Annotated in this window: 16 protein-coding genes and 1 tRNA gene; 7 read left to right on the top strand and 10 right to left on the bottom strand. The window is 36.4% G+C overall.

Annotation, left to right across the window (positions count from 1 at the left end):
* The first annotated feature begins 161 nt into the window (after window positions 1-161).
* The gene (locus ACFIKI_RS03135; protein WP_375665632.1) at window positions 162-629 is read left to right on the top strand and encodes an Hsp20 family protein; all 468 of its coding nucleotides are present in this window, start codon (window positions 162-164) and stop codon (window positions 627-629) included.
* Window positions 630-881: 252 nt separating this feature from the next.
* On the opposite strand, the gene ACFIKI_RS03130 is transcribed toward ACFIKI_RS03135, so the two are convergent.
* A tRNA-Pro gene (locus ACFIKI_RS03130) sits at window positions 882-958 on the bottom strand.
* Between the two features lie 614 nt (window positions 959-1572).
* On the opposite strand from ACFIKI_RS03130, the gene ACFIKI_RS03125 reads away from it, so the two are divergent.
* Window positions 1573-1938: an iron-sulfur cluster assembly accessory protein gene (locus ACFIKI_RS03125; RefSeq protein ID WP_375645858.1), complete on the top strand. Its 366-nt coding sequence runs from the start codon at window positions 1573-1575 to the stop codon at window positions 1936-1938.
* Window positions 1939-1998: 60 nt separating this feature from the next.
* Here the strand turns inward: ACFIKI_RS03125 and mazG are convergent, their stop codons facing one another.
* The 8 genes from mazG to ACFIKI_RS03085 all read right to left on the bottom strand — a co-directional run bounded on the left by mazG (window position 1999) and on the right by ACFIKI_RS03085 (window position 15832).
* Window positions 1999-2823: a nucleoside triphosphate pyrophosphohydrolase gene (gene mazG / locus ACFIKI_RS03120; RefSeq protein WP_375645859.1), complete on the bottom strand. Its 825-nt coding sequence runs from the start codon at window positions 2821-2823 to the stop codon at window positions 1999-2001.
* A 33-nt stretch (window positions 2824-2856) separates the two neighbouring features.
* Window positions 2857-3786, bottom strand: coding sequence for a lipid A biosynthesis lauroyl acyltransferase (locus ACFIKI_RS03115; protein WP_375645872.1), 930 nt, complete (start codon window positions 3784-3786; stop codon window positions 2857-2859).
* 6 nt (window positions 3787-3792) lie between these two features.
* Window positions 3793-4821 (bottom strand): zinc-binding dehydrogenase, encoded by a 1029-nt coding sequence (locus tag ACFIKI_RS03110; RefSeq protein ID WP_375665631.1) that lies wholly within the window; start codon window positions 4819-4821, stop codon window positions 3793-3795.
* 57 nt (window positions 4822-4878) lie between these two features.
* Window positions 4879-6153, bottom strand: a complete 1275-nt coding sequence (locus tag ACFIKI_RS03105; RefSeq protein ID WP_375665630.1) for a beta-ketoacyl-ACP synthase — start codon at window positions 6151-6153, stop codon at window positions 4879-4881.
* 15 nt (window positions 6154-6168) lie between these two features.
* On the bottom strand, window positions 6169-7344 hold the full coding sequence (locus ACFIKI_RS03100) for a beta-ketoacyl-ACP synthase (protein WP_375665628.1): 1176 nt from the start codon (window positions 7342-7344) through the stop codon (window positions 6169-6171).
* An 11-nt stretch (window positions 7345-7355) separates the two neighbouring features.
* Entirely contained in the window at window positions 7356-7640 is a 285-nt protein-coding gene (locus ACFIKI_RS03095) for an acyl carrier protein (RefSeq protein ID WP_375613069.1), read from the bottom strand.
* Between the two features lie 188 nt (window positions 7641-7828).
* Window positions 7829-10147: an NADP-dependent malic enzyme gene (locus ACFIKI_RS03090; protein WP_375622431.1), complete on the bottom strand. Its 2319-nt coding sequence runs from the start codon at window positions 10145-10147 to the stop codon at window positions 7829-7831.
* A 1128-nt stretch (window positions 10148-11275) separates the two neighbouring features.
* Window positions 11276-15832, bottom strand: a complete 4557-nt coding sequence (locus ACFIKI_RS03085; protein WP_375665627.1) for a hypothetical protein — start codon at window positions 15830-15832, stop codon at window positions 11276-11278.
* A gap of 672 nt (window positions 15833-16504) precedes the next feature.
* Here ACFIKI_RS03085 and hfq point away from each other — a divergent pair.
* From hfq to ACFIKI_RS03065, 4 genes are all read left to right on the top strand, one after another.
* Entirely contained in the window at window positions 16505-16744 is a 240-nt protein-coding gene (hfq, locus tag ACFIKI_RS03080) for an RNA chaperone Hfq (protein WP_005773461.1), read from the top strand.
* Window positions 16745-16798: 54 nt separating this feature from the next.
* Window positions 16799-18142: a GTPase HflX gene (gene hflX / locus ACFIKI_RS03075; RefSeq protein WP_375665626.1), complete on the top strand. Its 1344-nt coding sequence runs from the start codon at window positions 16799-16801 to the stop codon at window positions 18140-18142.
* 144 nt (window positions 18143-18286) lie between these two features.
* Entirely contained in the window at window positions 18287-20113 is a 1827-nt protein-coding gene (locus ACFIKI_RS03070; RefSeq protein ID WP_375665625.1) for a hypothetical protein, read from the top strand.
* 132 nt (window positions 20114-20245) lie between these two features.
* A complete protein-coding gene (locus tag ACFIKI_RS03065; RefSeq protein WP_375611567.1) occupies window positions 20246-21337 on the top strand; it encodes a COX15/CtaA family protein in 1092 nt (363 codons plus the stop codon).
* Between the two features lie 21 nt (window positions 21338-21358).
* Here ACFIKI_RS03065 and argC read toward each other — a convergent pair whose 3' ends face one another.
* Complete coding sequence (argC, locus tag ACFIKI_RS03060; RefSeq protein WP_375665624.1) at window positions 21359-22291, bottom strand: N-acetyl-gamma-glutamyl-phosphate reductase; 933 nt, start codon at window positions 22289-22291, stop codon at window positions 21359-21361.
* Window positions 22292-22636: 345 nt separating this feature from the next.
* Here argC and glyA point away from each other — a divergent pair, with 345 nt between their 5' ends.
* A complete protein-coding gene (gene glyA, locus ACFIKI_RS03055) occupies window positions 22637-23950 on the top strand; it encodes a serine hydroxymethyltransferase (RefSeq protein WP_375665623.1) in 1314 nt (437 codons plus the stop codon).
* The last annotated feature ends 13 nt before the right edge of the window (window positions 23951-23963 follow it).

Below are 23963 nucleotides of genomic sequence, written 5' to 3'. Positions count from 1 at the left end.
TTTATCAATTCAGGTACAAAAGAGTTGAAATGAGGAAAAACAATTACCAGATAATATAGTGTGGTTGCCGTGAAGGGACCACGGGTTCACAAGCAAGTTTGCCATTTGGGAACTTTGTGAATTAATTATAAATTATAGTCGCTCTAGAGGAGGGCAATATTATGCGTCAAGTAGATTTTTCACCATTTTATCGTTCCACAGTAGGTTTTGATCATCTTTTTAACTGGTTTGATTCTAGAACACAACCAGACGAAGTTTCTTCTTATCCCCCTTATAATATCGAGCGTTTAACTGAAGATTCTTATAGAATTTCTATGGCTGTTGCTGGTTTTTCTCAAGATGAAATTGATATTGAAACGCATTGTAACCAGTTGATCGTTAAAGGAGACAGAAAGCCTGAAAATGATGATGAAGAACGAGAATTCCTTTATCGAGGTATTGCTTCGCGTGCTTTTGAACGGCGTTTTCATTTAGCTGATCATGTTAAGGTTATTGGGGCAGAGCTTGGAGATGGACTTCTTCATATTCAGCTTAAAAGGGAAATGCCAGCTGAATTAAAACCCAAAAAGATAACTGTACAGATGTCACCATCCATTACAAAAAATGATAACAGCGACATTATCGTGTAAAGAAAATTTAGAAAATATGAGATCGAATAATTATAAATTTTTCTGAAGAATAAAAAACGCGAGACAAAAGGTCTCGCGTTTCGTATGTGTTTTCCTAAGAACGAAGCGCATTTAAATAAAACAGCTTATCTCGAATTTATGATAAAATATCATTGCACATTATTCTTTGTTGAAGAAAAAGTTCATGTGTGTGCAATTGAAATACATAATAATTCACTTTTTAAGTAAGCTTATTTTATAGCTTTTTAAAAATGGTCGGAGCGGCGGGATTTGAACCCACGACCCCTTGACCCCCAGTCAAGTGCGCTACCAAGCTGCGCTACGCTCCGAGTTCGTGTAAAACGATTAAATGACTGTTTCTTTAAAGGCAAGAGAAAAAATAAACAGAATAAAATCTAAAATGCTCTTGCACTTAGAGCTTTTGAAAAAAATTTGGACATCAATATTTTGTTGTTAATTCAAGATAAGTAACGAATCTATAAAATTCTTTGTGATCATTAAATTTTTAGTTCTATAGTTAATAGATGTATGCATTTAATTACTTTTGCAGATTATAAGGGGATAAGATTAGTGACTTTAGGGGTATGCATTGGAAAAGGAGGGGAGAAAATGAATGTGGGAGGTATATTTTTTCCTTACCTAATCGTTACTTTATCTAAAAAGATAAAGACTTTCAAAGGAAGAGAAGTGAATGTATGGTTTTGAAAAGTTTTCGTTTTTTTAGAGTTTTTATAGATGAGGTATTTTGCATTTTATGTGGATAAAAAATTGTAAGTTTTGGATTGTATAATCACAAGTCTCATTTTACGGGTATGTATTTTTATCCAAACAAACAAGGTCACAATGCTTTAATTTATGTTTTGTTTTTTTTCTAAAAGATCAGATAAAATATTATAGAGGAAAAACTTTCAAAGTGTCTATTGAACTAAGAAAAGAGTAAAGGATGAGCCGTTTTTCGGTAATAAATTTGACGCAAGCAGCAGTGGATCGTGTTAAAGCGATTATGGATGCAAAAGATGCACAGGGTATTCTTGTTGGTATCAAAAAAGGTGGTTGTGCAGGGATGGAGTATACAATTACTCTTGTCAAAGAAAAGGGGATAGATGCGGACGTTGTTGAAGTGAATGGTGCCCGTGTTTTTGTAGCACATGATGCGGTATTGTTTTTATTAGGAACACAGATGGATTATGAAGAGACAACGCTTCGTTCTGGTTTTGTCTTTAAAAATCCTAATCAAGTTTCAGCATGTGGGTGTGGGGAATCGGTAGAACTTCGCCCTGCTAGACAAGATCAATGCAAAACAAATTAAGCTTATAGTGAACTTGTAATTGAGTAATTTTAGGAGATTTGTTTTCTTGGTACAAGAAACTTAATATTTTGATTGTTCATTTTTAGCTTGCTTCCAAAGTGCTTCCATTTCCTTCAAAGATGCATCAATGAGTGTTTTAGATTGAGTGGATAGCTTTTCTTCAATATAGGCAAAACGATTTCGGAATTTTGTATTTGTTTTTTTTAATGCTTTTTGTGAATCAATCGCTAAGTGGCGTGCCAAATTGAGGAGAATAAAGTAGAGGTCTCCAAACTCTGCTTCTATTTCTGAAATTTTCTTATTTTTGATGGCTTCTTTGAGCTCTTCGAGTTCTTCTTCTATTTTTGCAAAAACTTTATCACTCTCTTGCCAATCAAACCCCACTTTTGCCGCTGCTTCTTGTAAAGCAAGCGCTTCTTGGTTTGCTGGCTGGATTGGTTTTACTTTTGCGAGTATGCTTGTGGAGGAATTGTTGTTTTTTTCTTCACACATTCTTTTTTGTTCAACCTGTTCTCTTTTTTTTATATATTCCCACTCTTCTTTTATAAATCCTCGTTTTTTTTGCTCAGCATTTCCAAAAACATGAGGATGGCGTCGAATCATTTTTTCCGTGATTGCATAAACAACATCTTCAAAAGTAAAGCTGCCTTCTTCTTGTGCTATGGTAGCATGATAGACAACTTGTAAAAGAAGATCCCCAAGTTCTTCACAGAGATCCTTTCGATTTTTTCGTTCAATGGCATCGATGACTTCGTAAACTTCTTCGAGCATATAGGGTATGAGGGATTCAAAAGTTTGTTTTTTATGCCAGATACAACCATTATCAGAGTTTCGTAATGCAGTGATAATTGCAGTGAGATCTTTGATATCTTTTGAGGCTAACATTTTGCACTTCCTTTGTAAGCAATAGAGCTTATGTTAGATGTCCCAACGTCTATGTAACCACATCCATTGTCCAGGATATTCACGGACCCAAGATTCAACAATATCATTTAATTTTTGCGTAGAAGCAGCTATATCGATATCATTTTTTTCATCACGTGGAAGTTCTACATGTTCATATAACTCTAAACGATGACGTCCACTAGGCAAACGAATACAACGTGCTGGATAAATATCACAGTTATATTGTCGAGCAAGTTTTATAATTAAGGGGTTTGTTTTAAGAGGTCTGTTAAAAAAAGTCCCCATGACACCGCGGCGAAATTTTTGATCAACGAGCATACCAACATTTTCACCTTCTTCTAATTTGGCTGCTAATGCCCATGCTGCACCGGCCTTGGAGGGAACAAGATGTCCCATAGAAGTTTGTCGTGCTTTAAGGATTCGTTTGGCAACATAGGGATTATTGGGTGGTCTAAATAATACTGTAACATTAAGATCAAAACTTTGTGCGCAAATAGGCAGAAGTTCAAAATTTCCAGTATGTGCGGTGAAAAAAATATGTGGTTTTTTTTCATTTTTTAATCGCTCAAATATTTCAATGCCTTTAACCTCAATGAAACCTGGCTCGTCTGCATGAGGATCAAAATCAAAAATTTTATCAAGAAAAATATATTCGGCTAGGAAACGTCCTATATTTTCCCACATTTCTATTGCAATCACATGGAGTTCTTGCTCTGTTTTTTCTGGATATGCACTCCTAAGGTTTGCAAGTGTGATTTGATGACGATGTACAAGGGGACCAATTTTTTTTGCTAACCAAGCAAAAAAAGAAATTCCCATTTTGGCTGGAAAACATTTTAGAATAAATAAAGAACCAAAGAGCAGATATGCCCATAACAAGTAGGATATTTTTTTAGCTATAATTTTAATACGATATATGAGATTTTTAAGAGAAAGCTTCATCATGATTTAATCGATTTTAAGGATAATTTTACCAAAAACATCACGACTCTCCATTCGTTTTAAAGCTGTATCAATTTCATCCAGCCTAACAATTGTATCAATGACAGGGTGCACGGCTTTTTGTGCCATTTTTTGCATGGCATTTTTCATATTTTCCATACGGCAGCCAAATGAACCGAATATCTTAAGCTGTTGCTGGAATAATTGCATGAGATTTATTGGTGCTGAAACACCAGAGGTAGAACCGCAAGTCACTAAGCGTGCTCCTTTTTTCATACATAACAGAGAACCGTTCCATGTATCGACACCAACATGTTCAAAAACAACGTCAACACCTTTTTTTTGGGTTAATTTACGCACCACACCTTCAAAACGATCTTTACGATAATTAATCACATGATCTGCTCCAAGAGCGTGTGCTTTTGCAATTTTTTCATCTGAACCTACAGTGGTGATAACTGTACATCCCATGTGTTTTGCAAGTTGAATGGCTGCAGAGCCAATACCTGAACCACCAGCCTGTATCAGGATTGTTTCTCCTGCTTGTAGTTTTGCGTTATCGAAAAGCATATGTTCTACGGTACCAAAAGTAATTGGAGCAACAGCTGCTTGCAATTCATCACATTGGAGAGGGGCTGGAACTAATAAACGTGCTGGCAAATTGACAAGCTCACACGCAAATCCATCAAGGTGAAAACCGTAGACTCCCTTTACATTACTGCAAAGATTATCCCGTCCTTCATGACAAGCTTGGCATATTCCGCAGGTTTGTGCACCATAAATTGAGACAATTTGTCCAAGTTGGAGATGTTCAACGCCATCTCCTATTTGTATAACCTCACCAGAGGCTTCAGCACCAATGATGAGTGGCATTTTTCTTTTCGCAAAGGCCATGCCACGCCATCCCCATACATCAATGTGATTAAGGGCAACAGCTTTTATCCGTACCGTTACTTCACCTAGGCTCGGTGGAGATGGCGAGGGAATATTGGTGATTTCAAGCCGACGTTCATCGAAGAGTTGCAGTGCACGCATTATTATCCCCCTTAAATATATTATTGGTTAGCGTTATAAAATTTTATTATTAAAGGATTATCCTTTATATGCTGTGATAACAAGACTCGTATTTTGACCACCAAATCCAAAAGAGTTTGACAAAACCGCATTAACACAGGCTTTACGGCTATGATGAGGAACAACATCTAAAGGGATAGCAGGGTCAGGATTATCGTAATTTATTGTCGGTGGAAGTATCCCCGATTGAATGGTTAAAAGCGAAAAAACGGCTTCTATTGCACCAGCAGCAGTTAATGTATGCCCAATCATTGATTTATTAGAAGAGACTGGAATATGCTCTAACTGATCACCGAAGACTGTTGATAACGCAAGATATTCCATTTTCTCATTTTCAGGTGTTGAGGTTCCATGTGCATTAATATAGTCAATTTCATTGATGGTTATTTGTGCATCGTCTAAGGCTTTACGAACGGATTCAATTGCTGGTGATGCATCAGGTTTTGAACGTGTACGGTGAAAATCATCGGCTGTTTCTCCACAGCCAGCTAAAATTCCTAAAACTGTAGCGTTACGGTTTAATGCGCTTTGAAGAGATTCAAGAACAAGAGCGCCTGAGCCTTCTGCCATAACAAAACCATCTCGATCACGGCTAAAGGGTTTTGCTGCTTTTTCTGGAGGCTCATTCTGAGTTGAAAGAGCAGATAGTAGCGAAAAACGAATAAGAGATTCTGCTGAAACTGACCCATCTGTCGCAATTATGAGAGCACGATTTGTCTCTCCCCGTCGAATAGACTCAACACCTAATTGAATTGCTGTTGCACCAGATGCACAGGCAGTGGAAAGTGTAACAGGAAGTCCTTTTGTACCGAATGTTTTTTGAAGTTTTTCTGCAATTGCACCAAATTGTGTGGTTTCAAAAAGCGTTTCATGGAGTTTATGCTTACAGACTTTAAGAAGATGTGCATAAGAAGGCTCATTATTGAATTCTTCCTCTTGATCAAGACTAAAACGTGCTTTCCATTCAAGTTCAACAGGAGGAGCAGCTAGAAAGAGTGGTCCATTAAAATTTGTTTTATCAATAGCAGCTTGTTTTAAAGCTTCTTCAGCAGAAAGATGCGCAAGCTTTTCAGAGAGAGCTGAAGCACCAAGCGTACTTTCTTTGAGGAAATCAATTGTTCCAGCAATATATGTATTTAATCCCTCAACGGGAAAACGTGTTATTTTGTGGATACCGCTTACACCGTTTGTTAATTTTTGCCAATTCTCATGTTTCCCTTGTCCTAGTGATGTGACAATACCTGCCCCCGTTATTGCTACAAGTGGACGTCCAAAATGATCATAATATTTCACTATAGAAATTCCCCTTCAAACAGCTGTAAGACGTACGATACCTTCAGCTCTTTTTATACCAATAGTTGTCACAAATATTTCATGTACTTCTTTAAGAAAAGGTTTTTCATGAGGACTTAACGCTGGAAAACAGTGTTTTTTTTCAATTGCAAGTGCTGCAAGAGCAAGTGCTAGAGGAAATTGTGCTTCCCGCATATAGCCAAATAACGTTGTAATACCGCGATAAGATAGATTAGCATCATCAAGAGCATTTTGTTCTGCTTTTGTTGCTTCATGAGCACCAGAGGCTGCTGAAATGGCTAAGGCAGATTTAGTGCACACAGTTTTTAACATTGTTGCAATTGATTCTCTAAGTGAAGTTTTGGTTCTATCTATTTGGTCTGTAACAATTTGACTAATTTCAGCATAAGCACGTGCGTTACGTTTTTTCGCATGTTCTCCACTTTCAAGAACGAAGAAAATACCACCAGAACCGGTTATAATACCGCCGCCAGGGTAAACTTTACGACCCCACACTGGGCTCCACCCATTATGAGTTAAAAGACCACCAAGCTCATGTGCTAACAACATATCATAACTTTGTGCATTATAGGAACTTCCTACAAGAGCATGGGTACTTTGTCCCGATTTAATACGGGCTACAGCAACTTGAAGTGCAGAAAGTCCACTACCTTCTTCTCCCATAAATGTGCGAGATGATCCAGTGACTTTATGAACAATTGAAATGTTTCCTGCCAGAAGGTTTGAAAGTTGTGCCAAAAATAATGTTGGACGAAGTTCGGTTGCAAGAGCAACATTTAACATAGAGGCATGATCGACGACTGCGCGTGCTTTAGAAAGGATTTGTGTATCAACAGTAATATCACGCTCTCCTCCACTTGCTGCTACGATCATATCCATTGTTGAAGTGAATTGCTCATTATTTTTCATACCGGCGTCATCAAGAGCAAGACCAGCCGCATAAGTACCAAGACGTTGCCATGTTCCCATTTGCCGTTGATCACTTTTTTTAGGAATTTGTAAACTCCAATTAACTTCGGGCAATTTATGAACTGTGTAGGGCGAAAAAGTTGTATAATCTAGGTTTGGTTGACGGGCTGGATCATTTAAGAGATTCCAATGTTGATCAGTTCCTTCTCCCAGAGAGCTTATGAGTCCTATACCAGTGATGAATACAGATTGATCATGCATGATGAAAAAAATTACTCCGCCTGTTTTAAGGCAACGAGATCATCAATTTTTGCACAAAGGTTTTTAAGAACAAAGTATTCTTCCGTTGCAACTGTACCTTCGTTGACTTCTTGCGTCCATTGTTCTAGTGGAACTTTTATTCCGAAAGCTTTATCAATAGCGAAAACAATATCAAGAAAATCAAGACTATCAATTCCCAAATCGTCAATTGTATGACTTTCAGGTGTAATTATATTGCGATCAATTTCACTGATTTCTGCAATAATATCAGCAACTTTATCAAACGTAGCAGACAATACACGGATTCCTTATTATAGAGTTAGTAAATTCAAAATACATTTAATACTGTTCTTCTAGCCTTTTTTCTCTTTAAAAAAAAGCCTTAATCCAGAATATAACTGTCTTTTCTATAGAGAAAAGAGGTTTACAGTACATGAAATACTATATCTCAATATTTAAAAAACTTTGAAATTTTATTGCGCATTTATTTTACGAGACTATTTTTTCTATTGGCAGCAAGGACAGCAAGGGCTGTTATATTAACAACTCCCCGTGAAGTTACTGAAGGCGTTAAGATATGGGCGGGACGTGCTGCCCCGATTAGAATAGGACCAACATGGAGTGCATTTGTAAGGCTTTTAACAGTGTTGAGCGTGATATTGGCTGAATCAAGTGTTGGAAAGACAAGTAAATTAGCTTCACTTTTAAGACGAGAATCAGGGAAAACACGATCACGAAAAACTTTGGAAAGGGCAGCATCAGCATGCATTTCACCATCTGCTTCTAAATCAGGGTGTAATTTGGCAAGAATTTCTGTTGCACGTCGCATTTTACGCGCACTTTCTGTGTTTTTAGAACCAAAGTTTGAGTGTGATAATAAGGCTGCTTTTGGTGTTATTCCAAATGCTTCAACTTCTTGAGCTGCCAACACAGTCATTTCAGCGATTTCTTCTGCAGAAGGATTTTCATTGACGTAAGTATCTGTGAGGAAAAGAGTACGTTGTTGAGAGATAAGCAAACTCATAGCAGAAAAACGGTGAACATGAGGATCAAGACCGATAATTTGTTCAATCAATTCAAGTTGACGTTCAAAACGTCCTTCTAAGCCGCAAATCATCGCGTCTGCTTCTTCACGCATGACGGCGAGGGCAGCAATGGCCGTTGTTGATGTTCTTACTACTGTTTTTGCCATTTCAGGCGTAACACCACGTCTTCCTGTATAATGAAAAAATAAATTAACATAATCACGAAAACGTGGATCATCTTCAGGGTTTGTTAATTCAAAATCTATACCAGGACGAATTCTCAAACCAAAGCGTTTTAATCTTGCTTCTACGACATGTGGACGACCGATAAGGAGAGGTGTTGCCGTTTGTTCTTCAATGACAATTTGTGCTGCACGAAGGACGCGTTCATCTTCACCATTCGCATAAATGACGCGTTTACGTTTTGCTGTTTTTGCTGCAGCAAAAACAGGTTTCATTGTTAAACCAGAAAGAAAGACAAATCGATTGAGGATATCATAATAGGCTTCCATATCTTCAATGGGACGAACGGCGACACCTGTTGCCATTGCTGCTTTAGCAACAGCAGGAGCAATACGCAGTATTAAACGCGGATCAAAAGGAGAGGGGATCAAATAGTCTGGACCAAAACTCGGGGGTTCTTTTGAGTATGCGCGTGCCACAACATCTGAAGTTTCTTCACGTGCAAGGGCAGCAATCGCATGAACAGCAGCCATTTTCATTTCTTCATTAATTGCAGTAGCACCTACGTCTAATGCACCACGGAAGATATAGGGAAAACACAGTACATTATTAACTTGATTGGGATAATCAGAGCGCCCTGTACAGATCATTGCATCTGGCCGCACGGAGCGTGCTTCTTCGGGCATAATTTCTGGTACTGGATTAGCCAGCGCTAAAATGAGTGGATTTTGAGCCATTCTTTTAAGATATTCAGGCTTTAACACACCACCCGCAGATAAGCCCAGAAAAATATCTGTATTATCAATAATATCAGATAAAGTTCGTGCGTCTGTTTTTTGTGCGTAATTGTCTTTCCAACGATCCATAAGGGTCTTGCGACCTTCATAAACAACACCTTCTAAGTCACTAAGCCAAATATTTTCAACTTTTGCCCCAAGACGGACCAAAAGATTAATACAAGCTAGGGCCGCAGCGCCTGCACCTGAGGTAATTATTTTTGCATTTTCAATTTTTTTTCCTGAAAGATTTAAGGCATTTAATACAGCCGCAGAAACAATAATAGCAGTTCCATGTTGGTCATCATGAAAAACTGGAATATTCATCTTAGCGCGCAGTTTTTCTTCGATTTCAAAACATTCAGGAGCCTTGATGTCTTCAAGATTGATACCACCAAATGTAGGTTCTAAAGTCGATACCGTTTGTACCATTTGTTCTATATCGGATGCATCAATTTCAATATCAAAAACATCAATATTCGCAAATTTTTTGAATAAAACGGCTTTACCTTCCATAACTGGCTTTGAAGCAAGTGGGCCAATATTTCCTAAACCAAGAACAGCAGTTCCATTGGATATAACAGCAACTAAATTAGAACGGGAGGTATATTGAGCAGCAAGATTAGGATCTTCATGAATTGCAAGACATGGTGCAGCAACACCTGGAGAATAAGCAAGAGCTAAATCACGTTGGTTATCAAGAGGTTTTGTTGCTTGTATTTCCAATTTTCCAGGTTTAGGGTACTGGTGATAAAAAAGTGCGGCACTGTCAAGTTCAGCTTTTTGTGAACTGAAATTACTATTTCGTTCTCTAGACATTTTTATGATATCCAAGTTAGTGTATGTTTATACTGAGCGTTCCATCTACGATAAGGTTTTGTCTACTATAGATCCTCATTTCTCTGCATATCAAAATGCATGGGCATGAGTAAATTCTCCTGGATCGTAAAACCAATTTGATGCTTCTTTTTGTTTGTGCGCGTAAATAATTTTGTTGATAGCAGCACGTTTGTTTTTCTTTCCTTAATAAAACACGTAAAAATTAATTAGTTTACAAAAAAATGAAATATTTCTTAATGCTTACATTACCAAGTCATTATTTTTTTTGCAATGCTTACAAAATAAGGAAAACACAGAAGAGCTTTTCCTATTAATTTCATCCATTTTTTATAAAATATATATTTTATTTAAAATTCTATACGTAGGTAAAAGAAGTTTTAAACAACAATTTAAAAGTTATAAATTTTTTATTCAAATATTTTAAAGGTAGTTGAAACGTTAAGAAGAGAAATTGTGTTGTTTATTGTTCAATAGAATTTCTAATAGTGAAAGCTTTATTTTTTATATACTGATAAGTATATGTTTTAAGCAACGAAGATGTCGCAGAAATAGCTGTAATTGCGCATTCTATACATGAAGTTCATATATTCCATATAACGCTTTTCTTTATAATTTATAATGAATCATCTTGTATATTGGATGAGAAATTTGAATACAATAAAATCCATTCATTTCAAATTCACCTAATATAACAAAAATATTGACTTACATATTTCAAGGAAGAGCAATATGTGAGTAAAAAATCTTTAAGAAAGGAATAAAAATGTTTCTTATGAATTGTTTTCATAAAAACGCATGAAAAAACATTGAGAGGTAGCAAATAAAATAATATTGTTAGAGCTTTATGTTTTTATGAAACTATGAAAAAAAAGATTAAGAGAAGAATAAAGAAGTAGGAAATATGTTTTATTATTCTTAGAATGTTATGCTGTTTGATAAGTTATTATGCTTCTTTAGGATTATCGTCTAGGATATCAAAGAAAATCGCATGCCAATTATCCCAGCCTTTGAAAGCTACAGTTGAAAGCAAAGTACTCTATGATGAGCCATTAAAACAACTGGAGAGAGAAAGTGGAAAAAATATTTTTCTCCACTTTTCTTATTTGTTTATTGAATACGGCCACTTGCATGAGCAAGCATGGTATAAACTTTTCCGGTATCTGATATCAGGTATTTGCGCACTGAGTTGGAAGAACTAGAACTGCGCGATATATCACGTAAGAGCTTTTCGAAATCTGTAACATATTGATTCACTGAACGTTTAAACTCAAAATCGCTCATATATTTTTTCTTAATCATTTCAAATATTGTTTTTCCATTCAAGGTGTAAAGACGTTCTGTTACAATGTTTTTTTGTCCACGTTGATAATGATCCCATAGCTCAACAATGGCATTATGATTAATCGCTTGCACTATACCAGATGCTAATGAGTTAAGAGAGGTGTTTGCAGGACGTGGTTTTGTTTGCACAGACGTTAAAACAGCATCACTAGGGGCGTCATAAAATGTTTCTTCACGTGAAGCTCTTTCTAAGAGATTCGATACCCATTTATTTGGTCTTTTTTTGCTTTGATCTTGTTGCAAAACAGGTTTAGGTGGTACGATCTTTTTAATGGTTTCAGGGGAACTGTCACTTCTTTGATTAAACATTGATGATGTAGGAAATGCCGATATCAGCTGTTTTTGCAAATCCTTTTGATCATTTTGTATAACACTGACTAAATCTTGTAACGCTGTAATCTGTTCATTCAAAGCTGTGCGAATTGTTTGCGTTGTTTCTTTTGTTTTTTCTGGAAGTTTTTTTACATTTTCATTGATATCATTATTAATCTTTGAGAGCTCTAAACGAACTTCATCAGCGGAGCGACGTATATTTTCTGCTGCTTCTGAAAAACGCGTTGATGCTTCACTAACAAGTCCATTAAGTGATTGTTGGAATGAATTTGTGGAGTTACGCGCATTCTTATCAGAGCGTTCAAGTGCTAAGTTGAAGATTTTTTCATAATGCTCAATCATTTGATTAATTTCATGAGACTTTGAAACAAGTGCATCACTTAATACAGAAAGCGTATTATGTTTTTCTTCAAGTGTTGCACTAAGTGAATTTTCAGACTGTTCAAGAACGTAAATAGTTTGGGTGAGTGTTTTTGCATGTTCACCAAAACTGCTTGTTATATGATTAATTTGTTCAAAGGTATTCTTTGAGAGTCCTTGCAGAATTTCAACATTATTGTTGAGTGCTTGATTTGAGGCTGTTAAACGCTCTGCTACTTGGTTTGTATTACGGAAAAAATTATTCGTCGTTTCACTAAACTGACCATCAATATTTTGAACAGCTGATAATAAAACATTACTATTTTCGTGAAAATTGTAAATTGATTGATTCAACTGTTTTAAGATGGATGAGACATTATTAACAAGCTCTTCCTTCATAGCTGTTACTGTTTGAAGTGTTTCAGAGTTAGCTTTGGTCAAGCTATTCACTAAAGATTCATTATGTGCATAAATTCTTTGTTCAGCATCTTGTGTAGAGAGAGAGAGTTGTTCACCGATATGCTGTGTTAAAGAATCAATAGATTCTGTCGTATTTTGCGCTGCTTGATTTAAGTAATTTGTCAGCTCTGTTATTTTTCCAACATGTTCTGAAACTTGTGTCGCTGTTTGATTTCCAGCATCTTCCAGACGGCTCGTGACATCAGAAAGCTGATGTCCTAAATTATTTTTAAGATTTTGCATAGAGTGATGAAGAACATCACAGCGTTCATTAAGAACTTGTTCTATTGCTGTTGTTGATGTGTGAATAGTTTCATTCAATAATGCTTGTGCATTATGACTGGCTGTTGCGAAAGCTTCGACAGTATGCGCTGTTTGTTCAGACAGAACGGACAGAACTTTTTCACTGGTATCATAAACAGTTTTTTTGACATTTGATACAATGCGATTGCCTGATTCTGAGAGAATATTTTCTGCTTGGGCAGTAACATTTGTAACAGATGAAAGAATTTGTTCACTCGTAGAAGAAAGAATATCAGAAGCTTTTATAATCTTATTATGCAGGTTATCTGTAACTGTATTAACAGAGTCTTCTAAAGTTACACGCATATTGTCAACACTGCTTTCCAGCGCTTGTTGAATTATCTGACTTTGCTCATTATTAAGCATGAGAGACGTTTTTAACGTGTCAGAACGTTCCTCAATAACAGATGTTTGCATATCAATGGCTTCACAGATTTGGCTAAACTTTTCAGATAATGTTTCCTCTAGCGTTGTTGTCCGTTCAAAAATTTTGTGTGCACGATCTTCTAGATCTGTATCGAATGATTCCATACGTGTTTCAAGGGTTTCAAAGAAAACTCCACTCGATTGAGAGAGGGTATTCTTTAAAATTTCGGCATGGCTTTCAAGGTTTTTGATATGATCTTGAACCGTTTCAGTAATGTTTTTATTATTGGCAACAATTGCACTCTCAACTAAATCTATTTGTTGTTTCAATGCAACATCAACACGTATATCACTTTTTGCAATGAGGTTATGGATTGTTTCCATGCGTTGCTCAAGTGTGCGTGCTTGATCGGCAAGAACTTCATTGAGAGAAAAACTATTAATCGCTAAAGAATCGCGCAGAGCATCGGCACGGATATCAATATTTCTCGCTTGTGCTTCTAAAGCATCTTGGGTTGTATTACAGCTTTGTACAATGACGTCTTGTAGCTTTTCAGTGCATTGAATGATGTTTGTAATATGATTTTCAGCTTGTTTATCAACAACTTGAACATTATCAGCCAAAACTTTTTCAATATGAGAAGTATTTTGGGACAAAACATCAATTTGATTTCTTAATGTATCTGCAATTTTATTCTTCTCGTTATCGAGCATGTCTGCCATAAGAGCTCGTTGATCAGAAAGTTGTACTTTAAAATCTTGTGAACGTTCTTGTATGATATCAACAATGGCATTGTCGACATATTGAATTTCTTCTCTCAGACTTTCTTTACTTTTATCAATTGCAGAAAGAATAGCTTCACGTCCATTTGTAAATGCATGGGTAATGTCTGCTGTTTTTTCTTGGAGGTTTTCATTTATTTTCAAGACATGAGCTTCCAAGAAGTTACCAAGTTTTTCAGCATTATCCTCTAAAGCCTGACTGCGTTCTATAAAGGAATCAATAATGGAATCACTATGTTCTTTAAGAGAAAGATCAACAGTTGCTAAACGTTGTTCAAAGGCTCCAATTGCTTGCGAGGTTACGTTATCAAATTTAGAAGAGAGTTTAAGTGCTTGGTCGTCGAGCTTTAAGATCTTCTCATCAAAATTCTGTAGAGATTGATTATTACGATCAATAAGAGCTTTATCCAAGGCTTTAAACTTTTCATCGACAGCGTGCAAAGTTTGATCTGTTACTGCTTGTATATGTGTTGCAATTTTAGCAACATGTACTTCCGCTTTTTCAGCTGTTTCATTAAAGGTTTTTTCTATTTGTTTTTCATTATGATCAAATCGTTTTGCAAAACCATCGAAGTTTTTTCCTAATTCATGAAAGAATTCTGTGTTTTTCTGCTGAATTTGTGTTGTTGTTTTGTTAAATTTTTCAACAAGCTGATTTGTTACGCCATCACTGGCGTAGGAAAGTTTTTCAACAAGGTCTTCACCTTGTTTTTGTAAAGTTTGAGAAAGGGTTTGTGCAAGTTTTTCAACGTTGGTTACAATGTTAGAGGTAACCAAACCAAATTCATCACTCAGTTGTTCTTGGGTTCCTTTAATTGTTGATTGTACGCGATCTGCGTGATTCAAAATGGCGATGCGTTCATTACTCAATTCTTTGATTAATGTATGGATACGTGATTCATTCTCAGCATAGGCTTGTTCTAAATTGTGAACTTCACCTTGTATGATCGCTTCAAGTTCAACAGCACGTCCGAGGGTACGTTCAATACCTTCGTTCATTGCTGCTACTTCTTCACGAATGGTTTGCCCTATAGCAATAGCTTGTTTTTCAGATAGATGTTGTGGTTCACTAAGGCGCTGTGCAGCATTGGTCATAAGAAGAGCAATATTATGCAAGTCGTTTGAGCGTTTTGTTAATTGAGCAACGCCCCAAGATATAAGGATAGGAATTGCTGTTCCGACTGCTACAGCAAGGCCTGTTGGGGATGTAACAAAAGTGCTGATATTGGATAAGGAGCTGAGTCCGGTAGGTGCAAGCTTATGCGCAATAAAAGCTCCTCCAGTTGCCCATAAAGCACTAAGCGCTGTTGTATACCAGTAGACTCGAGAGGAAGAACGCTGCTTTAATGGTCCCAAATTTACAGGGGTTGTTATATCATCATTTGCAGGAAGAAGTTTTGTAGACAACAATGTATTATGAACAGTTCCACCTGAAATATCAGGTGAAGGTTTTGGAGAAAAAAGCTGTTCAACAACGGATTTATCAATAACAGCTTCATCATGAATATTAGAAACAAAAGTTGACGTACCGTTTTCAGCAAAAAATTCTTCTTCTGCCATTGCAATTTTTTGAATCAGATCATCGACATTAACAACATTTTCAGAATTATTGGATGATATTGTTTCAAATCCTGTGTTATCGAAATCAAAGTCCATAGCTTTTGTGAGGGCTTCTTCAACTTCAACTTCAAATGTTTGCAATTTTGTTCTGCGTGCCATACTCGCCTCGTACTCTTACAGACGGAAAAGGGATACGTCCTCTTCCACATAATTTCTACATACTAGCTGTTAATTATTTAGAAAGGAATATGCTTAGGGAAAAATTTTGAAAACTTATCAAGATAAAGTTAACGCAGTTTCTTATACCCTGTTTAAAAGTGCTATAAAATGTAACAAAAACAATTTACTATTTGACTCTAATAAAAACAAAAATACTGTTTACAACTTGTGTTTATAAAAAGCTTTATAAATCTATTATTTTTAAGATAAGATGATTTAATGGCGTATATATGGCATATATAATGTTAAAAAAACAGTGAGGTGCGAATGCCTCTTTATTAAATATCAATGATTATTAATAAATGCTGTTGTTTGCTTACTTTTATTGATTCGAAACAAAGGAGATTTATCATCACAGATATAGCCTGTAATAGCTTAGTATAAATTTTTGCTTTTTAATTGTAAGCTCATAAAAAAGTAAACGTGGAAAAATTTTTAATTTAATATAGCTTTTCGTAAGTTGTACTTTATTATTGCCTTAAAGAGCCGTTTTTTCTCTAATTTCAGTTGTTTGTTGCTGAATTTTGAAGCTTCTACGTTGACAATTGGATATTTTTCAGTCGATATGCATGCACAAATATTTTATGCAATCTAGATAAAGGTGTAAGAATAATGGCAGAGCGATCACAACACCTGCAAGATGTGTTTTTAAATACGGTGCGTAAGCAAAAAATTTCCCTTACAATTTTTCTTGTCAATGGCGTTAAACTCACGGGAATTGTAACTTCATTTGATAATTTTTGTGTTCTTTTGCGCCGTGATGGACACGCGCAATTGGTTTATAAGCATGCTATTTCTACGATTATGCCTGGACAACCTGTACAGATGTTTGAGGGTGAAAGTCCTGAGTAAACATATCATTTAAAGATAGACCTCTTATCCCATTTTAAAAGTACTTAGATTGCTATGATAAATGAAAATGAGAGATTAGGAGGGGTATTTTCGCAGAATACAGGACAAGTGCGTGCACTTGTTTTGATACCAATTTTTCAAGAAAATAGAAGTGAAAGCTCTTTGAGAGAGTGTTCTATATCTTCTCGTGTTAAAGAATCATTGGGGTTAGCGCGTGCTATAAGGTTGGAAGTTGTTAATTATGAAACGATTAATATTGCAACGCCTCGCTCTGCGACTTTCTTTGGAAAAGGTAAAATAGATGCGTTAACCTGTTATATAGATGAATATTCTATTGAGCTTGCAATTGTAGATCACTTTTTAACGCCAGTACAGCAGCGTAATTTAGAAAAGTTATGGAATTGCAAAGTTATCGATAGAACGGCTTTGATTCTTGAAATTTTTGGTGATCGTGCACGAACAAAAGAAGGGGTTTTGCAAGTAGAATTGGCGCATTTATCCTATCAAAAAGGGCGGCTTGTGCGTAGTTGGACGCACTTGGAAAGGCAACGGGGAGGGCGTGGCTTCCTAGGTGGACCTGGTGAAACTCAAATTGAAGCAGACAGGCGCCTTTTGCAAGGAAAAATTGTTCGTATTCGCCGCGAATTGGAAACGGTTATTAAAACACGTGCTCTTCATAGAGCAAAAAGAAAAAAAACATCTTATCCTGTTGTGGCACTGGTGGGATATACGAATACAGGAAAATCGACACTCTTTAACCGTTTAAGCGGTGCAGATGTTTTAGCAAAGAATATGTTATTTGCAACGCTTGATCCGACTTTGCGCAAAGTTGTGCTTCCCCATGGAAAAACTGTTCTTTTGTCTGATACTGTAGGGTTTATTTCTAACTTGCCAACGAATTTGATTGCAGCTTTTAGAGCAACCCTTGAAGAAGTAGTTGAAGCGGATCTCATTCTTCATGTAAGAGATATGTCAGATTTTGATCATCGTGTACATGCCCAAGATGTTTTAGAAGTGCTTTCAAGTCTTGATATCGATATTGATGATACGGAGCATATCATAGAAGTCTGGAATAAGATTGATATGTTGGATGAGCAAGCATTGAATGTTTTACAAGCAAGCGCAAAAACACGATTAAATCCTGCTCTCATGGTATCAGCACTTAAGGGGAATGGACTCGATCAATTATTAAGAGCCATTGAAAAGCGAATTTTTGGAGATGTGCAAAGCATTGAATATCTTTTACAACCTCATGAAATGTCGCTTATTGATTGGTTTTATGAAAACTCTGCGGAAATAGTGCAAGAAGGGCATGATGATGGGTCTATTACCATTAGAGCGGTTGTTACTTCTGAAGCAAAAAAACAACTAGAGAGCCTCAAAAAAAATATGGATTAAGTTCTTTAAAGCTATTGTTGAACATTTGTGCTTAAATTTTATATTTTTATTATCTCAAAATAATATGACAGCAAGTTAAGAGGATAGTTACTACTTTCTCTTAATAAAACAATATGAAGAAGTATTTTGCTGGTTAAAATAAAGATGAGTCTTACATGTAATAAAAGACTGTTCGTATGTACAGTATGGCGAAACATTTTGATTGTTTTGCTATTACAAATCCTGTGTGTATCTTTGATTTGGTTGTATTATTTTGTCCAGCCCCGTGGTTACCAAGCAACTTTAACATTTTCATTATCTGATTCTGTAGGAAAGCCATTACCAACTGAAAAGCAAGACAATGTTATCGGCTTTTTGTTTTCACAGCCTATATTCTCAAATGATTCGCATTTTTCTTTAAGCGCTTCCTATAAGAAAAAAAATCGGGAAAATATTCGTTTATTGCGTCATGGTGATCTTATCAATCTTACTTTTGAAGCTGAGACACTTGAAGCAGCTCAACATGGGTTGGAAACTTGGTTTTCCGCATTTTCACAAGCAATCATAAAACAGAAACAATCCTTATTAAGTGATAAATCAGAAGACCAACAATATGATGATACTGCGATCGTTAATATTGTACAGGGATTTCGTGCATCTGTTGATTCTTTTATTCAACATGGTGTAAAGCAAACAGAGCTTCATGATCTTTCGATGCAATTAACGCAAGCAACTTTAAAGCGTATTCATTTAACAAGTTTGAATTCAATGATTAACATGATGCGTGAAAGTGGGCAGTCTTTATTGTCTTTATCGTTTATTGCAGGCAATTCAGCAATTGTTTCTCTTGAATCTAAACGTGATCTTTTGGAAACGCAAAGAGCACATATGGCGGCGCAATTGGGGTGGACTCATCCTCAAATTAAGGCAATGACTGCGGAATTAGAGGCGGTTTCTCATCAATTAAAAAATAAAATTTTACAGATTGTTTATCAAGTTCATTCAGATGAGGTTATTGCAACGGAATTAGAAAAACAGCTTCAAAAAAGGGTGAGTTTTTTTGTAAAAGATCAATCCCAATCTTTGAATGAAATATTTAACGAGTTTGAAAATAAAATAAAAGCAGCAGTTGATGCCCAAAATGAAGCGATGAGCAAGTCTGCTCAACGAAGAGAAAAAATTGTTGATTCATATCCGAGATTGAGTGATGATCCTCTTCTCTTACAAAATACAAATATCCACGTGGTTATGCCAACAACGTTAGCACCAATTTCTTTTATGGCTCTTTATGGAAAAAATATTCTTGTGAGTGCATTGGCCAGCTTCCTTACTCTTTTGCTAGGAATATTGTTATTTTATCCGTGCTTTAGAAGCAAAAAAGACCAACTCTCAGAAGAGGGTTTGAGATCAAAAGAAAATGCTCTTAAGGAAACTGAGAGTATTTCAGTTTCTCAAGAAACAAAAGGTCTTGAAGCTTTTATTACAATAGAGGGATTATCTGATGTTTTGAAATGGCGTGCTTCAACCATTATTTCAATCATTGGACCAGAGGCAGCACGGACAGCGGCAAAACTTTCACTTCATCTCACAAAAGAGAACAAAACAATTTTGTTAGTCGATATTTCTGGTCAACAAATAGAGAAAGTCATTGGTCCACATCGTGGGCTGAGTGATGTTTTAACGGGCAATGCCCAGTTGCATGATGTTATTTACCGTGATTATGATACGGGGGTTGATATTCTCCCTCAGGGGTTAACAAGCGCTGTTTCTGCACAAGATTTTTCAAATGATATTTCTCATATATTACAAGAATTTAAAAAAGAATATGATTTTATCATCCTAGAGATGGCAAGTGAACCCAAATATGGATTTGAGCAATTTGCAGAGCTAACAGATTATTATATTTGTAATACTGTTCTTAATGAACAGGATTGGATGATGCGGATGGTAAGATGCTTTCCAAAGACTGTTTATCGCGTTGTTGCATCATAAGCTTCGTAAAAAAGAAATATGTATCACATGTTATAGTGGTACGCTTGTTTTTTGCTAAAGTTGTAGTACATACTAAAATAGATAACAGAGTTAATGTTTAAATTTTAAAATGCATTTTAGTTGGAGAGAAGCGTGGGGCAATCAGAGATGGCAGTAAAGGAATTAAACAATAGCATTTTAACGCCTGTGCAAAAGAAAAATAGAAAACAAATACAGATGTGGCTTTACTCTATTTTATTGCTTTGTTTAGCAATTGTCTTAGTGGGAGGCGCTACTCGTTTGACGGGATCAGGATTATCGATAACGGAATGGAAGCCAATACATGGCGTTATTCCACCGATTGGTGTGGATCAATGGCAAGAGGAATTTTTAAAATATCAACAGATAGCACAGTATAAGCTGCTTAATCCTGATATGACTTTAAGTGCTTTTAAGGTCATTTTTTGGTGGGAGTGGGCGCATCGTGTTCTTGGGCGTCTTGTTGGTCTTGTCGCTTTATTAGGGCTCATTTGGTTTTGGGCAACTAAACGTGTTGAAAAAAATATCTTACTCCCGATTATTGTTGTGCCTATTCTTATCGCCTTTCAAGGCTTTATTGGTTGGTGGATGGTTGCTTCAGGGATTGGACAAAGTAATTTAACAAGTGTGAGCCAATATCGTTTGGCATTTCATCTTATAACGGCATGTTTTGTGATTATTTTTGTTACTTATTTATCTCGAGGGCTTGCAGAATATTCAGAAAAACCAGCAAATAAAAAGGTGCAATATTTTGCGGCATGGCTCGTTATTCTCGTCTTGATAGAGATTTATTGGGGTGCTTTGGTTGCAGGGCTTCATGCTGGAAAAGTCTATAATACATGGCCCCTTATGGATGGTCAGATTATTCCTGATGGATTGTTACAGCATCGTCCTGTTTGGCTCAATTTATTCGAAAATCCCTTAACGGTTCAGTTTATTCATAGATTTTTTGCTTATTTTTTATTGATTGCCTCGGCTATTCATGCTTTCTATGTACAAAAAAATGTTCCCCGTTCAACCCACTCTCGTCGTGCATTTCTTATCTGTGTTATGATTATTATCCAAGCACTTTTAGGTATTTTGACACTATTACATGAGGTTCCGATAAGTTTGGGGCTCATTCATCAAAGTATGGCATTAGTCGTGTTGTGTTTTGTTGTTGCGCATTGGCGAGCAACAAAAGGGGCATATTGTGCTGTTGAATAAAAGCTTGTATCTAGATGGAGTTTAGTTGCTTGAAAGCATTAAATCAAGGTTTTGGACAGCAGCAGCTGATGCGCCTTTTCCTAAATTATCGAATATGGCGCTGAGATTAAAAATGCCTTCACGATCATTTCCAAATACGAACAGTTTCATACCATCTTTATTGGCTAAACATTCTGGATTAAGTCTTTGAAGTGAAGCAGTTTCTTCTTGTGATGCAACTAAAATGGTATTTTGTCCATCGTAATGGTTTGCGAGAATTTCGCGCAAATCAGAACAGTTTGCTGATTTTGTGAATAAATGGCGATGCAGAGGAAGATTCACAATCATTCCCTGAGGGAAACGGCCCACACTTGGTATAAAAACTGGGGTTTGATTGATTTGTCCATAGATCTTGATTTCTGGCACATGTTTGTGTTCAAGATTAAGACCATAGATAAAATAATTTTCCTGAATATTTTTTTGAGATTGATTTTCCATTTGTAAAATCAACTGTTTTCCACCTCCGGTATAGCCGGAGATTGCATTAATCGAGATGGGATAATAGGCGTCTAGCAGTCCTGCTTCACGGAGTGGGCGAATCAAACTAATGGCACCGGTAGGATAGCATCCGGGATTGGTTACATAATGTGCTGCTTGGATGCGCTTTCTTTGTCCTGCTGTCATTTCAGGAAATCCGTAAACCCAGTCTGGTGCAACACGGTGGGCTGTCGAGCTATCAATAATCCTAATGTTTTTATTTTTTTTAAGCCAATGAACTGTTTCGCGTGCAGCATTATCTGGAAGACACAAAATAGCAATATCGGCTTGATTAAGATAATCTTGTCGCAGATGAACATTATGGCGATCTTTATGAGCAAGGGAGAGTAGTTTTAAATCTGTACGTTTCTCTAAACGTTTTTGTATTTGTAGTCCGGTTGTCCCATGTTCACCATCAATAAAAACTTTGGTTGCCATTTTTACTTGCCTTGTATTAACCTTATCTACTGTATTTAGCTTTTTACATTATAAATTATTTTAAATTATTACCAACTTAAATAATAATCATTAACTTATTGAATTTCTTTATATTATAGACCTTTTTTTGAAAAAGGTGTAAATAAATTAAGAGTGTAAAAGAAGAAATGTAATCTTATTTTTTACCATTCTTGAGAGGAAAGTTTTTCGCTGTTTTTATAACAAAGAATAAGATAAATATTTGCCTCATTATTTTTGAGTGGAAGTAGTTTAAAATGTTTGGTTTGCATGGTTTGCTGTGTTATCGTTCAGTGACTTTATTTTTTTATGTTAGGAATGTGTTTTATGACTCAGCAAGAAAATGACGCACAAAAGCGCTTTTTTAATGATAATTTACAAACTGTTGATGGTGCAATTTTTGACGCAATTAGAGGGGAGTTTGAGCGTCAACAACGTGAAATTGAGCTGATTGCTTCAGAGAATATTGTTTCAAGAGCGGTTCTTGAAGCGCAGGGGTCTGTTTTAACCAATAAATATGCAGAAGGTTATCCAAGAAAGCGCTACTATGGTGGGTGTCAATTTGTTGATGTCGTTGAGGATTTAGCTATTGAAAGGGCAAAACAGCTTTTCGGTGCTGCGTTTGCGAATGTACAGCCTAATTCTGGTAGCCAAATGAATCAAGCTGTCTTTTTAGCTTTACTTCAGCCTGGTGATATATTTATGGGATTAGATTTAAATGCTGGTGGTCACCTTACGCATGGTTCATCTGTTAATATGTCAGGAAAATGGTTTAATGTTGTTTCCTATGGTGTCCGTAAAGAAGATCAGATTATTGATATGGATGAAGTTGAGCAGCTTGCAAAAGAACATAAGCCAAAACTTATTATAGCAGGGGGCTCATCTTATCCTCGCTTCTGGGATTGGGAAGGATTCCGTGAAATTGCAGATGAAATCGGTGCTCATCTACTCGTTGATATGTCTCATATTGCTGGTCTTGTTGCTGGCGGCGTGCATCCTTCACCTGTTCCACATGCGCATATTGTAACGACAACAACACATAAATCGCTTCGAGGTCCTCGGGGTGGTTTGATATTGACAAATGATGAGGCTTTATCCAAAAAAATTAATTCTGCTATTTTTCCTGGTCTTCAAGGGGGGCCTTTAATGCATGTGATTGCCGCAAAGGCTGTTGCATTTGAGGAGGCTTTGCGTCCCTCTTTCAAGAGTTACAGTGCGAATGTTGTTGCTAATGCGAAAACTTTAGCAAAAACATTACAGAGTAATGGTTTTGATATTGTTTCTGGCGGTACAGATAATCATTTATTGTTGATTGATTTACGTTCCAAAAATTTAACAGGAAATCGCGCCGAATTGGCTTTAGGACGCGCTCATATTACCTGCAATAAAAATGCTATCCCTTTTGATCCTGAAACACCATCTATAACATCGGGAATTCGTTTGGGGTCACCTGCTGCCACAACGCGTGGTTTTTCAGAAAAAGAATTTATTCAAGTTGGTCATTTGATTTCAGAAGTTCTTGATGGTCTTCGGGATGCAAAAAGTGATGAAGATAATCATGCTGTTGAAATAGCTGTTAAGAAAAAGGTGGAAGATATAACGAATCAATTTCCTCTTTACTCTTGTCTTAGCACTTGTTAAGGATGCAAAAAAG

Origin of the sequence: Bartonella sp. TT121SHDZB (genome assembly GCF_042193415.1) — a bacterium.
In the GTDB taxonomy this organism is placed as follows: Bacteria; Pseudomonadota; Alphaproteobacteria; order Rhizobiales; family Rhizobiaceae; genus Bartonella.
Note: the sequence above shows the minus strand (reverse complement) of the source record. Positions and strands in the feature narration are given on the sequence as shown.